The following is a 15588-nucleotide window of genomic DNA, read 5'->3' on the forward strand; positions in this document are numbered from 1 at the left end:
GGTCAGATCTTCCAATCTTCGTCATCGAGAAGCCGGGACCCGCGAGGGATGCAGTTGAATTTGTCGGCAGCGTAACCGTCGACCGGCAGCTCGATGGCGCCGTCATCGTCAGAGAGCGGCCCGTACAGGGAGAGGAGGTCACCGAGACGGCGCGCGGCGATCGTACCCCGGAGCAGTTCACGAGAAGAGGATTCCGTGGGCCGCCCGGGAACGGCCGTCCCGTCGTGGAGTTCGGTCTTCCCCACGAATGCCTCGGGCTGTTGGCGGGCCGCAAGGTACAGATCCTCCGCGTACGCCGGGGCGTAGGACATAGCAGTCGAAAAGGAAACGGAGAACACCTCGTCCATCCGATCACGATCCGCCAGGGGCCAACCGTGCCCGGCGACCAGCCGCTCGGCTGCCCGCGTAGCTTCCCATCCGCCCTGCGACGAACAGATGTGGACGCCGGATGGGCGGACAGACTGGGCTTCTATCTCAGCTAACAGGGGTTCGACATCCTGATCGTTCCCAATATCGAGGCAAGCGACATAGGAGAACTGCAACGGTCCCGACGAATCGTAGTCGGCGTGACCTTCGCTGGTCGAGGCTTGGTCCTGGTCCCGGGTCACGACCGCCAAGATGTACTTCAGTCGATCGTCATAGGTGTGGCGGCGCATCGTCACCCGCCAAGCTCGATGGGCCGTACGTTCGAAGAACGTCTGATCGTTGACAGCCGAGCCGATGAGCTCGACGGCTTCCTTCTGATCCGATGCCTGGAGAACCTCTCCATCAGCGTAGAAGCGGGAGATAGCGTTGGAGGGGCTCGACAATACGAGTGTCTTGCATGCGCTCAACTCGAAGATCCGGCGGGCGCACATCGACTCGCTCTGCGGGACGGAGTTTACGTTCAGGAAGAGCTTGTATCGACGGTACGCGAGGACCATCTCGTGGTATGGCAGTGACCCTTTGATCTTCTCCTCGTATCGTTCGGGGAAGCGGTAGTTTGGGTCACCCCCCTGCTCTCGCGAAAATATATCGAAGTTGAACTCACTGGCCGCGGGGAACAAATAGTCCATTTGAGCGCGGCGTTCAGGGAATTTGTGCACGAAGTACTGGCCGGCGAAGGCAACCTGGCCGGACCGGTACCCTTCCACGCGCCGAGGGCTGTGGATGTCCGGCGCCGCCGCAAACGGAAGGACGGAGATGTTGTCCCGCCCGGTAAGTGCTCTGTATCGTGGTACGACGCTTGCTTCGGTCGTGAAGATAAAATCGAAGAGGGCTGCCGTCTCTTTGAACTCGTCGAAGTGAGGAGGATCCTCTTTGTTCCAAAAGGCCGAAGGGATGCCCCTCTCCTTTGCCGCACTCACGAGTTCTTCGACCTTGCTGTCAGGCCCCGAAGTACGCGCGAACCGGTAACGCCAGGTGAAATTGTTACCGCTCCACGCAGACTCGCAGAGAAGAAGATCGGGTTTGAAGTAATCGAGAGCTTTCTCGATATCTTGCAATCCAATCGGGACGATATTGGCAACACCACTGAAACACTGTGTCGAGAATTCGTCGAGGACGACTGCGATCGTTGGTTTACTGGTGTCCCACTCCCGACCATAGGTGGGCTTCTGGGGACTGTCGAAGAGATTGACTAACGCTTCTCGGTAGCTCAGCATGCCGTATGGGATATTCCTTCGTATTCGTGACTGCCCAACAAGTACCCCAACTCAGGCGCAGGCCATCGGCCTCGCATACTCGTATGAGTCTCTCACATTGAGCTAACCCAGCACCGGCCCTCCGGGGCTTCCCGGCGTGCCGCACTGTTGGGTCGCGAAAGCGAATGTGTCACACACCTCAAAACTTGCGGCCCGAGAGGCCGGCCCGGGCCGACTGAAACCCGGTTGGCACCCAGTCGGACTTGATAGGGTTGGGCGGTCCTAATGCTCCATCCAAGGGCGCAGCCCTCCAACTTTCAAGTAATCCTACGAACTCGTAGGAGATAGGGAAGACATTGCCGAATCTCTTCATCTGGGGCGGGTGCGTCGCCCGCGATACGTACTCCAAGCTCAGCTCCGATTGGGCGATCAGCGACTATATAGCCCGTCAGAGTTGGATCAGCGCGACTCATGGTCAGGCTGAAGTCGAGGGCGAGATCGACCTGAAGTCAGCGTTTCAGCGCAAATGCCTGGAACGCGACATTGCTGGCAATGCTCTCCAGATCTTCGCCGAGAAATCGGCGACGACGGACGTCGTGGTTTTGGACCTGCTCGCTGAACGAACGGGTGTCCTTCAATGCCCGAACATGGCATATCTGACTCAGTCGTGGGAGCTCGAGCAGAGCGGCCTCAGGAGCCAGCAGTCGTCACTGCTAACCCCGGTGGATTTCGGTTCCGACGATTACTTCGACCTTTGGGCGCGGTCTGCCAAACAGGTCCTTGAGAGGATCGGTGCCAGCGGGGTGCCCTATCTCATTCTCGCCCCGGCCTGGGCCAGGCGCACTGGAGGCGGAGCGACTCATGCCAAGCTCGACACGTACCGCGGGCGACCCGTCGATTGGTTCAACACCGCATTCGAGCGGTACTACCAGTGGCTGGAGTCCGAAGGGCACCCCGTCGTACGTCTCAGTACGGAGTCGGCCTTCGCTGACGAAAACCACCAATGGGGCCTCGCGCCTTTCCACTACACGGAGAAGGCCTATAGTCACTTCGGTGATGCCATTCGCGGCGCTGTCGCTTAACGACAGCAGGACACCGTTCACCCTTCATAGACGGGAGTCGCGTCCCCTCGGGAACCAGCCTTGTCGGCGTCAAGCCCGAAGCTAGACAGGTCGCTTCCGCACTGGTTTTCCATACGTCAGGTTTCCACCGAAATCAACAAAACGGGTCCCAGCCACCTGAAGCCTGGCCACTCTGCCGAGTCAGCCAATCTCCCGCGGTCTCCTCGCCGATGTTCAGCGAAGGATCACCTGCAGTGACGCTGCCTACCTGAACCCATCTCATAGGAAGGTCCGCTGACGCGTCGAACGCGCCGAGCAATGCGAAGTCCTCTCCCCCGGCGTAGACCCACCGGTGCAGCTCCCCACCGATCAGCCGCGCCGGCTGCTCCAGACCGGCCCCTTGAGATCCGACGAGGTCCGGGTCAAGCTGGACACTGACCTCGGAAGCCTTAGCCATGCGTTCAGCATCACGGACGAGCCCATCCGACAAGTCCAACATCGCGTGAACTCCGAGCGCGCGTGCCTCCGGACCGGAACCGATGGGTGGCTTCGGGCGCAACTGACCGACGACGGCGGAACGCACGGATTCCGACCAGTCCCGGGGAAGTTCGCCCAATCGCAGTTCGGAAACTTCACTTTCGGGTAGAGCGTGCTCGAGCACATCGACGCCGGCCGCCGCCAATCCGAGAGTGCCGCAGACCGCCAGCACATCACCGGGCCGGGCACCCGACCGCAGAACCGGGTCTCCCCCATCCAGGCTGCCGAATGTCGTCGTCGTCACGGAGATCTCGCTCCCGCGTCCGACATCGCCGCCGACGATGGCGCAGTCGTGCGCCCCCAACTGCTCGAGGGCCTCGGTGACGCCTTGAGCGAAGGAGGCAACCCAGTCGAGGTCGATGTCTTCGGGCAGGCTCAGGCTCGTCACGAGGCCGGTGGGACGCGCGCCCATCGCGTTGATGTCGGAGAGGTTCTGCGCGACGGACTTCCAGCCGACGTCGTATCCCGTGGTCCGATAACCGCTGGGCCAGACCCGGCGAAAATCCTGGTCCTCCGTGATCGTGTCGATGGAAGTGACCAGACGACCATCCGGGACGGCCAGGATCCCGGCGTCGTCGCCCGGCCCGAGCAGCGGCGCCGCGGAGCGGTACCCGGCCAGGAGCGTTTCGATCAGCTCGTTCTCAGTGAATCCGCCGCTCACTTCGAGTCCCCCCGTCCAGCGATCGCGACTGCCCTTCGAAAGGTGTTGCACCGGTCGATTTCCCTGCTCACCGGCTCAACCACCCTCGTTTCGGACACAAGCGCCACGGAGGACTGGAGCCGGCGTCGCACACTGCGCCCCCTGAGCGCAGCCCCTGCCCGGGCGATCGCCGCCGAGGCCAGCGCAAGGACAACACCCGCGAGCAAGCCCGCTACCACCAGCAGCGTCGGTACCGGGAACCCCTCGACGCGTGGCGTCGGCGGCAGCTCGAATTGAAGATAGGACACCGCAGCGAGACCAAGGAGCCAGAGAGCGCCTGCCAGTGCCACCGCCAGGGCTGCCCACTGCACAATAGCCACGGGATACCACCACCTGGACTTCGCGGACGCATTGAGGTCCGTACCGCCCACTGCGCGATCGAGGTGCTGAGTCAGTTCTTCGCGGTCTGCGATACCGGCGTCACGGATGGCGTCGCGCCACGCGTCAGGGGCACCGCGACCAGCATCCTCCGTGAAGCGGCGCACCGCCCCGTCGGCCATGGCGCGCTGTGCGGCGCCAAGTGCAGGGAGAGAGGTCCGATTGACCTCTGGATTGGCCTCCGCCGACTTGAGGTTGAGGCGACGCAGCGGATCCGGGCGCAACTTGGCCATCCATTTGGTCAGGGGCCAGCCCGTGAAGGCCGTGGCGTCGAGTCGGTACGAGCGCTTCACCGCGCGCACGACGGTCTCGATGCCGATCGCGTTCCCCAGGCTCTCTGCGAGCACGTCGCGTTCGCGCCGGCCTGGCTGCGGTAGTTCGTCGGCGGCCGCCTGCGCTGCGAGTTCTTCCGCCGACTGCCGCACGTCCGCGAGAAGGCGTTGCTGAGCCGCACTGCGGCGATCCACGATCGCGCGAATATCGGACCGGAGTTCATCGATGCCCTGACCCGTCACGGCGGAGACCGCCCGAGCCTGCTGGTGTCGAATCCCATCGTTCTCGAGGATCGACGACAGGGAGGACAGCACCGGCTGGACTTCGCTTTCCGACAGCCGGTCCACCTGATTCAAAACCACCAGCATCACGGCGTCGTGAGTCGCGAGAGCGCTCAGGAAGTCCTGGTGGACGACGGCGTCCGCGTACTTCTGCGGGTCCAGCACGAACACGAGCACGTCGACCTGACCAGCCATCCGCTGCACCACTTCGCGGTGCTCTCGTGCCGTCGAGTCGAAATCCGGCAGATCCAAGAGGATCAGTCCCCCGGCAGGCGGAGCAGCCTCGCCACGCCACCAGCGCCCGAGGCCCCCACGTCGCGGGGTCTCCGTTTCGTGTGCATCTTCGATGGTGTGTCGGTCCCGTACCTCGAGCCAGTCCAAGAGTTCATCAGCGTCAGCGGCCTGAGCGCCGGGGTGCTCGTAGACAGCTGCGAGCGCCTGGCTTGTCGTTGGGCGGGTCGCCGCCGTCCTAGCCAGTTCCACTCCGACCATCGCGTTGAACAGGGAACTCTTGCCCGAACCTGTCGCGCCGAAGAATCCGACAACCGTGTGGTCCGCCGACAGCTTCCGTCGCAGCGAAGCGCGCTCGAGCACTGCTCGACCGCGCTTCACGGCCGCACCGTCGACCCTGCCCTGTCCGGCCTCGACCGCCTGCTCGAGGCTCTCCAGTCGGGAGTCCAACTCGCCCGCCGAAGCCTCCGTCGTTTTCCTCCCCTTAGGCATCGTTGCGGCGCTCCTTTCGCTGGCTTCCTGCACGCCCGGTCGCGACCAGGACCCTGGCCTTTGCGACGGCGGTCCGCAGTTCCTCCACCTCGGAACCCGCGCGTACACCGGCGAGCAACTCCACGAATCGTGCGCTCTCGCCGGCCAGTAGCTGTTCGACTCGGTCATCCAAGAGAGTGCGTGCCTTTGTCGCGAGCCGGCGAACTGCCTCTTCTCCGAAGATCGCCTCGAGGAGCTTCTGTCCGACCACCGCGGAACCGCCGGCGATGCCAATTTCCAGGCCCGACAGACCGGCAGTAGAGGCGAAGACGACGATCATCAGCGCGACGGCGACACCGTTGACGCCGAACGACACCATTCGCGCCGTGAACCTCTTGCCCTGGCCCTCAGTGCGGATGAGCTCCATGAGATCGCCCTGCCACGCGCGTACCTCGGCAGCGGTCCGTTCGGAGAAGTCCGACGGGAGCCTGCCGGCGTCTGCCCCTTGAAGAAGTGCGCGCCCGGCCGGCGTGGATCGCCAGCTGCGGTGAGCCGATTCGACTGCTTTCGCTGCCGAGTCGACGATCACCGCGTGGAGGCCGGTCTCGATGGCTTCCTCGACTGTCTTCACCGGAACGGGCTTGCCCGTGAAGAACGCTCCGATGCGGTCGCGAACGCGCCCCACGGTGGTCTCGAGTGAGCGGAAGAACTCCCCCGTCCCGACAAAATCCTGCCATCTGGCCAGAACCTCGCCCCGCAGCAGGGTACCGTCCTGAGAAGCCTCGGCGACCTCCGTAGAAGCCCGTTCGAAAGTGCCCTGGACGATCTCGGTCAGGTGCCGCGCTTCGTCCAGCTGCTCGGCCTCAGCTGCCAGCACCTGCTCGGAGAGTCCCGCAACCTGTTCGACGGCGCCGGCGAGGGTCCTGCGCGCGACTGCAGAACGTGCAGCGGCGTCGGAGCCGAGATCGGTCAGCCAGGACCGCACGTCCGCCACCGCGGTCGGCGGCAACATACCGTTGGCGTCGAGACGGGCCTCCTCGACGATGAAGAGGCGGGCATCGTCCAGGCCCCGAGCGGCCAGCATTGACCGCAGGTGGGCGGAGACCTCGTCGGCAGCCTCTCCCGGCACGCGGTCCAGCACGACGCCGACGGCGATGTCGCGCGCGGCGGCGTCGTCCAACAGCTCCCATGGGACGGCGTCGGCGTAGCGATTGGCCGTGGTGACGAATAGCCAGAGGTCGGCAGCCGCCAGAAGTTGCCCCGCGAGCTGCCGATTCTCCTCGGCGATCGAGTCGACATCCGGTGCGTCAAGCAATGCCAGACCCCGTGGAATGGAGTCGTCCCCCAATAGGACGATTGAAGCCGCGAGCGCCTTCCTCTGCGCTGCGGACGGCGAGTCCTGCTGCCCGCCGTCGGCATGGTCAGCGTCAGAACTCCGGCGCCCGGTGGTCCGCTCGAGCTCGGGCAGGATCCGGTTTGGTTCGAACCAGGCAGCCTCGTCCGAGTGGTGGAGGAGGATCGGCTGGCGCGTCGTGGGACGGATGGCCCCGGCGCGGGTCACGGGATGTCCCACCAGCGCGTTGACCAGCGTCGACTTGCCGGCACCTGTGGAGCCGCCGACGACGATCAACAGTGGCGCGTCCAGGCTCCGGTACCGGGGAAGGACGTGGTCGCGCAGCTGCCCCAGAGCTCGCGCCTTGGCAGTTTCGCCGGAGGTGCGGCTGCCGGTCTCCAAAGGGAAGCGAGCTTCCACAAGTCGGCGCTCGACCGCGGTCAGTGTCTCCACTGCGACGGTGACATGCGCGGCATCTAAAGCGTTCACGTCTTCCATCCTGCCGTAGATTCGCTCGGGTGAGGCGCAAGACAGGAACTCGATGTCCACTGACTCCCCGAACTAGGTCCTCGTTTGGAGCTCCCCGAGCATCGCATCCGCAACCCAAGTCATTGCTTCTTCCCCGAAGTGGAACGGAGCGCGCTGCCAGCGGTGTCCCGTGGGCGCAGTGGCGATTTCCGCGGGCATGTCCAGTGTCTTGACACCCTTCTCTCGGAGAAAGCCCGTCAACGACGAAATATAGTCGCTGACATCTGTAACGGGGCGTCCCCCGTAGAGCCCGAAGGGGACTCCCTCCGAATCGCTCGCTGCCCAGGGCGCATTCACCACAACCAGTTTGTCTTTAAGACCATACCGTTCCAGCCTGCGCACGAATCGTGTTGCCGCGGTTCTCCAGAGCCCGGCGTGCATATCCGTTGCCGTCCGGATGTGATGCGGTCGGGCGGCAAGTGCCTGCAGGGCTTTCGACCGTTGTAGCTCCCCTGACGGCGTACAGAAACTCTGGTCCGGTAGTTTGAGCACTCCCAATCGTTCAACATGGCAGTCCATGACGATGAGGTCCGTCTGCTGCGCCACATCAATGATGGTGGGCAATAAGTTAGACGCCAAATCACCATTGACCATTCTCGACTGGAAGCGGGAACTCAAGGAAACACTCGTCACTACTTCTGTTGGGCGAGTTGTCGCACTGATGAGTGATTGACGCGCCACATACCCGCTCAGATCGATATCTTTTTTAATGAATTCGTAGGCGTCGCGAATAACGCATCCGCCGTACAGGAAGACTGAACCCATTTTGACAGTCTACTGCAGCACAATCACAGCGCGGGCAGCAGTCCCCTATTCTGATCCGTCAGGCTGGGCCATAACTTCAGCTTCGCTCGTTAGGCGTGGGCGCGACGTGCATGAAGCCAACGACGCCCCTTATAGACTGACTCTGCGGCTCGGCCGACCGCACAGATCGAAAGGGCACCCTTCATGGCGACTACTTCCACCTCCCGCAACTACGACCAGTGGAAGATGCCGCACTACCGCTGGCCCTCGCCTGCCGCTTTCAGGGAATCACCCCTTCTCGAGGACGGGATCCACACCACCGACCTGCCGAGCGGATACGCTCTGGACCTCTTGCTGCGCGGCAATCCACTGTCAGCCGACGGTCATTCACATGTGCTCGTGTTTCTCGCCGGCGCCGTGACCGGACGCACTGACAAGCAAGGTCCGTTTTTCAGCGGGCTCGGCATCGCCGGAAAACTCGACATGCCCGTGGTTGCTGTCGCTGACCCCGGCCTGGAAACCGATCCGAGCGTCAATCTGGCGTGGTACACGGGCAGGATCGACGGAGGCTTCCAAGACGATCTTGCGCACGTTCTACGCAGCATCGCCTCCCGTGCTGGCAAACCGCTCCTCCTCGTTGGAGGGTCCGGTGCAGGTTACGCAGCTCTCCAACTGGCAGAAGTTCTCTCCGAGTCAGCGACTGCCTTGGTCTGGAATCCCCAGACGAGCATCCTTGACTACCACCCGGGTCCCGTCCGGACGTACGTTCGCCGCGTGCACGGTTTCGCCGCCGGGTTCGTGAGCACGGAAACATGGAAATCCGATGTCGCCGTTCGGATCGGCGATCGAGCGCAGATCGCGTTGCGCGGCGCAGACGCCGTCACTTCGGCCCGCGGCGTCCTCTACCTGCAGAACCGGACGGATTGGCACCGTGAGAACCACCTCGACCCGTGGCTGAAGGCAAGTTCGTGGCAGCGGAGCAGCGCATCGTCCGGAGGTGAAATCTTCTCCCACGGGGACGATCACGCGGTCGTGGTGGCGGACTTCGCCGACGGCCACGGCGCGCCGGACGGCGATCTCATCGCTTCCCTCATTGCGGAGATCCAGTCAGGCCAGACTACTTTGCTCTCGATCGCAGAGGAGATCGGAAGCGAGTACGCCGCGTAGGTTCTACGTTCGGCCCCGCGCCGACGACGTAGGCGGACGATCACTCTTTATGCCTGATGACCTTAGCGGGCACGCCGGCAACGACCACGTTCGGTGGTACGTCGTCCAACACGACAGAGCCTGCGCCAACAGTCACGTTGTCGCCGATTTTGCCACCAAGGCACATCGAGCCGGGCCCGATGAAGACGTTGTCTCCGATGACGGGGAGGTCACCGGGTTTACCTCTCGAGCCGATCGTCACCTGCTGTCCGATCACACAGTTTTCTCCGATCCGGGCGTCGGGATGGACAACGGCCGAGATTCCTCCGACGCCTAATCGCGTGCCCGCGCCGATGACCGCTTTGTAGGGGATCCTCGAATTGAACTTGACCAGGATGTAGTTCTGGAGGAAATTCGCGCCTTCTAAGAGTCCCCGCAGATAGAAGCTTCTGGCCATCCGGTAGATGTCGATGGCGCTATTGCGGCACAGGGCTCTTGTCAGGATGTTGTCGTCAGCGCTCGACAGGCGGTATGGGAAGTCCAGTTCCACGGCCGCCCGATAGTTCTCATGGCCAATCGTCAGGACGCCAGAGCGTGGTGCGTGCGTGATGGGCAGTCCGAAGGCCGTCCCACACAATGTACGTGTCGGGTCAATGACCTCGACGATGTTCTTAGAATCCGCAAGCACTTCCAGGGCGATTCCCGTGACGGTGTTTACACCGACGACAGCGAACTCTTCGTTCTTGGGTGCGGCCGGAACCGGCGTCGCTGCCGCGAATCTGAGACTGCGCGTCTTGGTCCGCTCGACGCTGCCATCAGGTAACCTCGTGAAGATCACGCACGAATAATCGCCATTGTGAGACATCGGGTACCGCCACTCGGATTCACGGCTGTAGGCCGTCTTGTGGACGATCGTTCCGTTTTTGAGGAAATGAACAGCTCGCAGCCCGGCGAGGTCATCGATCCGCAGCGTGAGAAAGAAATGATCAGTCACTGCCAGTGAGTAGTCCACAGGTCTCCCAGACGGTGGGTCAACAGGTCCGCATCATCCTACATGGAGCTTCGTATTCATTCTTCGTCCGCACCGCTGCAAAGGATCCGGCACGCAGAAGAAGAAAGTCCCGGAAGTCTGACGACTTCCGGGACTGCAAGGGTGACCCCAGCGGGATTCGAACCCGCGTTGCCGCCGTGAGAGGGCGGAGTACTAGGCCGCTATACGATGGGGCCCTTGGCGACACAAGCACAAGATGCTGAACCGTGCGTAAACATCAAGATGTTCCTCGGGAACAGCTATCAACTGCTTGCGTTCGTGACCCCAGCGGGATTCGAACCCGCGTTGCCGCCGTGAGAGGGCGGAGTACTAGGCCGCTATACGATGGGGCCGAACGCTATGGAAGATGACTGCTCACCTTCCACGAGAAAGAAGACGGAGTAGAACTCCCTACTTCTTCGCTGGGGTACCAGGACTCGAACCTAGAACGACGGTACCAGAAACCGCTGTGTTGCCAATTACACCATACCCCATGGTTACCTCAACGACTGGTCAGCTGCCCTTTCGAGCGGCCAAACCAGCGCCTCAGCACGAGTAAATACTCTACACGCACTGTCTGAGAAAACCAAAATCGGAGCCCAGCCGTCGAGGCGTGTTCCTCCTCACAGAGGAACTAGGCGACCGGCACCTGAGCTGCGAAGGACGCCATGCGCTTCAACGAGGACTCCCGGCCGAGGATGACCATCGACTCGAACAGCGGGGGCGAGATGCGGCGACCGGAGATCGCCGCGCGCACGGGTCCGAAGGCCTTACGCGGCTTGAGGCCGAGATCGTCGATCAGCGCGACGCGCAGGGCACTCTCAATCGAGTCCTTGTCCCACTGCTCCAGGGCCTCGAGCGCCGTGGTCGCTTTCGCGACGACCTCCGCGAGGTTCTCCGGCATGCCCTTGAGCGCGTCATCAGCGACGACGACGTCCTCGTCCGCAGTGAAGAGGAAGCCGGTCATGTCCGGCGCCTCCCCCAGTAGCGTGATGCGCTCCTGAACCAGCGGGGCCACCTCGGTGAGGATCTCGGCTTCGCGCTCGCTCGGCTCCTCCCCGATCAGACCGGCGGCCTGGAAGTAGGGCACCAGGCGGTCGCGGAAATCGTCCGCCGCGAGCATGCGCACGTGAGTGCCGTTGATGGCTTCGGCCTTCTTCAGGTCGAAGCGCGCCGGGTTCGCGAGAACGTCGGTCACGTCGAAGGCTTCGATGAGCTGCTCGCGACTGAAAATGTCTTCATCCGCAGACAGGCTCCAGCCGAGCAGCGCCAGGTAGTTGAGCAGGCCCTCGGGGATGAACCCGCGATCGCGGTGGAGGAACAGGCTCGACTCGGGATCGCGCTTCGAGAGCTTCTTGTTGCCCTGCCCCATCACGTACGGCAGGTGTCCGAAGAGCGGCATGTACTGTGCGACGCCGATCTCGATCAGGGCGCGGTACAGCGCAATCTGGCGCGGCGTCGAGGACAACAGGTCCTCACCGCGCAGCACGTGCGTGATCCCCATGAGGGCGTCGTCGACCGGGTTGACCAGCGTGTACAACGGCTTGCCGTTGCCGCGAACCACGACGAAGTCCGGCGTCGTGCCGCCCTTGAACGTGATCTCCCCGCGGACGAGGTCGGTGAACGTGATGTCGTCGTCGGGCATGCGCAGGCGCAGTACCGGCTCGCGGCCCTCTGCGCGGAAGGCCTCGACCTGTTCGGCGGTCAGGGTGCGGTCGAAGTTGTCGTAGCCGAGCTTCGGGTCGCGGCCGGCAGCCTTGTGGCGCTCCTCGACCTCTTCCGGAGTGGAGAACGACTCGTAGACGTGCCCGCGCTCCTTGAGCTTGGCGATGACGTCCTGGTAGATGTCGGAGCGCTGCGACTGGCGGTACGGCTCGTGCGGGCCGCCGACGTTGACGCCCTCGTCCCAGGTGATGCCCAGCCAGTCGAGGGCGTCGAGGAGCTGCTGGTAGCTTTCCTCGGAGTCGCGCTGCGCGTCGGTGTCTTCGATGCGGAAGATCATCTTGCCGCCCGTGTGGCGGGCGTACGCCCAGTTGAATAGGGCGGTGCGAATCAGACCCACGTGCGGGGTTCCTGTCGGCGACGGGCAGAATCGCACGCGAACGGGGGTTTCGTCGGTCACTGTCGGCAATGTCGTGGCACTAGTCATGATGCCTCGATTCTAGCCCCACGCGCAGTGGTCGACGTAGGAGCGGCCGTTCACCTACCGACGTCGCATCAGCCCCAGAAGCAAGGTGACGAACGCCGCGATCGCGAAACCGACCGCGAGGACGATGCACACGCCAGCGAGGACTGGTGGCGCACCGGTGACGTGTGCTACGCGAGCGCAGACGCCAAAGAGGACCGCAAGCACGATGCTGACACGACTAATTCCGCCAAAACTTCGCCACGAAACACGCTTGCCGCCTCCACCGCGGACTACACGGGTGGACGCGCCGGATTGATCGGAATTCGTCTGATGACGCGTCACGTCAGGCGACCTCGCACCAAGAGCTGGTGACCGCTTGTGCCTCACCACCGCGTTCCCGATAGTAGACACGCGCGCGATACCGGCCGGCCTCGAGGGAATCCCACGAGAAATCCCGCCGATCCCCATATTCGATCGTGTCGACGACTTCGTTGGCACGATACAACTTGAGAGACACTTGGAGTTCCTCCGCGCCGCTGACGCTGAGCCGCAACGTGGAAGATCCTGCCGCAACCGAGAGGTTGATCCACGGAGCGGCGCCTGACGGCTGCGCCTGCGGTAAGGAGCTGGTACCAGATGAGAGTCCGGACGCCGCTGCGGATGCAGTCGAGCCATGCGGCGCACCAACACGCGCGGCAAGGGCGGTGATCTTGGACCGAAGGAAATTCTTGAACACGGGGCCGACATCCGAATGCGGCGTCCCTGGCACGACCTCTAAGCCGATGGTGTGCCCGGCCTCTTCAGCGTGACGTACCCAGGGCAGGACGTGATTGCGATAGTGGTGATCAGCGTCGCCGACCAACAGATCGACCCGAGGAATGGTCGATTGCCGCTGTACCTGCTCAAATAGGATCGCGTCCAACTCGGCGACGGCTACCTGGCCGGTCCCGCCCGTCATGAACTTCAAGACATTCGGATGCGGTTTCTCCAGGAATGACCCGATGCGCGTTTGGGGTGCACCCACGACGATGCCGCCGCCGGCAAATTCGATACCGTGGTAAAGGGCTGCCGCTCCTCCCTTGGAGCTCCCCGCAAAATAGACGTGCTCGCGCCCAATTTGAAGGTCGTCGACGACCTTTCCGATCAGGGCCTGCACGGAGTGCGCAATGGCACGTGAACCGTGGTCCGAGAGGTAGTAGCAGCCTTGGTCACCGAAGTCGTCGAGAATGTACAGGACATTGACGGGAAGATCCTGCAACGAACTGCGGTAGTTATAGGTGAAGCGACCGAGAGGGCTGATCGCGGAGAAGACGACGACGAGTGGCGCTGGGGATGGACCCTCCTGGAGATCCAGGAGGTAGTTCAGTTGTGGTTCGCCTCCGGCGCGGCGCCACTGGTTCTTTCCCTCCACCAACGCCAGATCGGCATAGTTGAAGTCACCGCGGACCGCGAAACGCGACGCGACACGGGCGCAACGAGCTTTGAAGGAGACTCGGACGACGCTTGCAGGCTCGGCTTCACCGAACTCCGGGAAAGCCCAACCCAGGACCCGTGGCTTCGTCTCACCTCGATGCACGCTGACCTGGGTGGGCACATCAGCCTCAAAGAACGCGTCCAAGACCTTCACACCGTCACGGAAAGCCTCGAATCCCTGGCCGTGTGGCACCACGAGAAGGTTTGGGGCGAGGTTCCAGAACATCTCCCACGTGTGGTCATCTCGCTCCCCCTCAACTGTATCCACGACGCGGATGACATCAGCCTGCTCGCCAGTGGCTACGGAGACCTCGCGGCGGTGGGTACCCCCGGTCAGGCGTCCCGTCTCAGCCGTGACATCGAAACCGTGGGCTGTCTTCTCGGCGTGGATGAATCGGACGGTGTCAGCGTAGTCATCGACGCGGCGGACGCTCTTACGATCCAGCACGATGTTGTTGTGGGCGAACTGGCTGAACCCGTAGACCGTCATTGGATCCGAGTAGTTGTATCCGTACGGCCCTGCCTCGCTCACCAGCGGCTGCCCGGCCCCGTGAACGACGAGCGAGAGATCGTCCGAGTGTTTGTGATAGTTGGAGTTGTAGGCCGCCGTCAGCATGACCCACGTTGCCTCCCTATCGGCCCAGCGGGACCGATGAATGGCATACCCGGACTCCGGCAGCAGCAGCGTCACGTCCTTGGGTACCGTGCCCTTCCGCCCCTGCGTCACAGCGAAATCGTAGTTAGAGCTATCGAAAAGTTTGCCTGCGGTGGCGAGTAGTGACCGGCTGACCGAGTCACTGAGCAGCGGGTGCGTCCCAGCAGGGGTCACGACGTGCGTGGCGTACACGGATGCTTTCTCGAGGATGTCATCTAGCTGGGAGTCTGTGATGCCGCGCAGGTGCAGGTACGCGACGTGTTCCGTCAGGAAACGACAAATCATCTGGTGGTACGTCGGCGAATTCTCCACATGAACGCCGTCAACCGTGAAGCACGTTGAGAAATAGCCGTGGAGCCGTTCCAACGCTGTCGACCGGAACTCGACGAGGTGACTCTCCTCGTTCCACCGTGCCATTTCGGAATAGTGGCGCAGCGCGAGATCTTGAAACATGCCGTGGTTGTTCCAGCCAGCATGAAAGTCATCCCGGAGGAGAACGGACGCGGTGTTGTCGATGGCGGCCCGAAGAACCGACAAGTCCAGCCCGTTGTCACTTCGACTCAGGTTCCGTTCGACCAGCAGCCAGTGCATCAACCGTTGAGCCGTGGTCTCGTCGTGGTAGGCCAGGGGGTGCGGGGACGCCGCGGGGTCGAACCCGTTCTGCCCGACCCACCGATCGATCAAGTCGAGAACGGCAACACCAGCACGCTCGTCGCCCTCTTCCAAGGCCTCGGTCCAGTCGGCGAGAAAGAGGAATCCGTGGAGGAAGCGATCATGAGTGCGGTCCCCGACGGCCTGCCACACCGCCCCGTCGTCGTAGTCGATGTCCCCGAACCGGGGCGCGCGGATCGACCCTCCAGTAAGGAAAGCTTCGACTGCCTCAATGCTGTCGGTACCGCGCCGTTGTGGCAAGGCACGATAGCTGTACGAAGCCAGGTCCACGTCCGAGTCGTGCGTGCTGGACGTGGTGGTGTCGGGGTTCGTGGAGTTCATTCCT

The 15588-nt window shown here is 62.9% G+C and carries 10 protein-coding genes and 3 tRNA genes; 2 read left to right on the top strand and 11 right to left on the bottom strand.

Going from position 1 to position 15588, the window contains the following annotated elements:
- Positions 1–2: 2 nt before the first annotated feature.
- Positions 3–1643 carry a CgeB family protein gene (locus tag EV380_RS05745; protein WP_130449946.1) on the bottom strand — a complete coding sequence of 547 codons (1641 nt, stop codon included), beginning with the start codon at positions 1641–1643 and terminating at the stop codon, positions 3–5.
- A gap of 335 nt (positions 1644–1978) precedes the next feature.
- Between EV380_RS05745 and EV380_RS05750 the strand changes: the two genes are divergently transcribed.
- On the top strand, positions 1979–2704 hold the full coding sequence (locus tag EV380_RS05750; protein WP_130449948.1) for a DUF6270 domain-containing protein: 726 nt from the start codon (positions 1979–1981) through the stop codon (positions 2702–2704).
- 133 nt (positions 2705–2837) lie between these two features.
- Here EV380_RS05750 and thiL read toward each other — a convergent pair whose 3' ends face one another.
- The 4 genes from thiL to EV380_RS05770 all read right to left on the bottom strand — a co-directional run bounded on the left by thiL (position 2838) and on the right by EV380_RS05770 (position 8180).
- Positions 2838–3881, bottom strand: coding sequence for a thiamine-phosphate kinase (gene thiL / locus EV380_RS05755; RefSeq protein WP_165391890.1), 1044 nt, complete (start codon positions 3879–3881; stop codon positions 2838–2840).
- Positions 3878–5608, bottom strand: coding sequence for a dynamin family protein (locus EV380_RS05760; RefSeq protein ID WP_341272759.1), 1731 nt, complete (start codon positions 5606–5608; stop codon positions 3878–3880). The genes thiL and EV380_RS05760 overlap by 4 nt, the downstream gene beginning before the upstream one ends.
- A complete protein-coding gene (locus EV380_RS05765) occupies positions 5568–7385 on the bottom strand; it encodes a dynamin family protein (RefSeq protein ID WP_130449952.1) in 1818 nt (605 codons plus the stop codon). Before EV380_RS05765 ends, EV380_RS05760 begins: the two co-directional genes overlap by 41 nt.
- 63 nt (positions 7386–7448) lie before the next feature.
- Positions 7449–8180 carry a DUF6270 domain-containing protein gene (locus EV380_RS05770; RefSeq protein ID WP_130449954.1) on the bottom strand — a complete coding sequence of 244 codons (732 nt, stop codon included), beginning with the start codon at positions 8178–8180 and terminating at the stop codon, positions 7449–7451.
- Positions 8181–8363: 183 nt separating this feature from the next.
- Here EV380_RS05770 and EV380_RS05775 point away from each other — a divergent pair, with 183 nt between their 5' ends.
- Positions 8364–9326, top strand: a complete 963-nt coding sequence (locus EV380_RS05775) for a hypothetical protein (RefSeq protein WP_130449956.1) — start codon at positions 8364–8366, stop codon at positions 9324–9326.
- 40 nt (positions 9327–9366) lie between these two features.
- Here EV380_RS05775 and EV380_RS16955 read toward each other — a convergent pair whose 3' ends face one another.
- The 6 genes from EV380_RS16955 to EV380_RS05805 all read right to left on the bottom strand — a co-directional run bounded on the left by EV380_RS16955 (position 9367) and on the right by EV380_RS05805 (position 15584).
- A complete protein-coding gene (locus EV380_RS16955; RefSeq protein ID WP_130449958.1) occupies positions 9367–10317 on the bottom strand; it encodes a serine O-acetyltransferase in 951 nt (316 codons plus the stop codon).
- A 142-nt stretch (positions 10318–10459) separates the two neighbouring features.
- Positions 10460–10532: transfer RNA gene (locus EV380_RS05785), tRNA-Glu, on the bottom strand.
- Positions 10533–10615: 83 nt separating this feature from the next.
- A tRNA-Glu gene (locus tag EV380_RS05790) sits at positions 10616–10688 on the bottom strand.
- A gap of 69 nt (positions 10689–10757) precedes the next feature.
- A tRNA-Gln gene (locus tag EV380_RS05795) sits at positions 10758–10829 on the bottom strand.
- A 140-nt stretch (positions 10830–10969) separates the two neighbouring features.
- Positions 10970–12484 carry a glutamate--tRNA ligase gene (gene gltX / locus EV380_RS05800; protein ID WP_130449960.1) on the bottom strand — a complete coding sequence of 505 codons (1515 nt, stop codon included), beginning with the start codon at positions 12482–12484 and terminating at the stop codon, positions 10970–10972.
- A 322-nt stretch (positions 12485–12806) separates the two neighbouring features.
- Positions 12807–15584, bottom strand: a complete 2778-nt coding sequence (locus EV380_RS05805) for a heparinase II/III domain-containing protein (RefSeq protein WP_130449962.1) — start codon at positions 15582–15584, stop codon at positions 12807–12809.
- Positions 15585–15588: the final 4 nt, after the last annotated feature.

The sequence above is a fragment of the Zhihengliuella halotolerans genome (assembly GCF_004217565.1).
Taxonomy (GTDB): domain Bacteria; phylum Actinomycetota; class Actinomycetes; order Actinomycetales; family Micrococcaceae; genus Zhihengliuella; species Zhihengliuella halotolerans.

What these genes read in the sequence shown, in the direction of transcription:
- EV380_RS05745 (WP_130449946.1), bottom strand. Translation starts at nt 1,643, where the DNA reads ATGCTGAGCTACCGAGAAGCGTTAGTCAATCTCTTCGACAGTCCCCAG.
- EV380_RS05765 (WP_130449952.1), bottom strand. Translation starts at nt 7,385, where the DNA reads ATGGAAGACGTGAACGCTTTAGATGCCGCGCATGTCACCGTCGCAGTG.
- EV380_RS05770 (WP_130449954.1), bottom strand. Translation starts at nt 8,180, where the DNA reads ATGGGTTCAGTCTTCCTGTACGGCGGATGCGTTATTCGCGACGCCTAC.
- EV380_RS05775 (WP_130449956.1), top strand. Translation starts at nt 8,364, where the DNA reads ATGGCGACTACTTCCACCTCCCGCAACTACGACCAGTGGAAGATGCCG.
- gltX (WP_130449960.1), bottom strand. Translation starts at nt 12,484, where the DNA reads ATGACTAGTGCCACGACATTGCCGACAGTGACCGACGAAACCCCCGTT.
- EV380_RS05805 (WP_130449962.1), bottom strand. Translation starts at nt 15,584, where the DNA reads ATGAACTCCACGAACCCCGACACCACCACGTCCAGCACGCACGACTCG.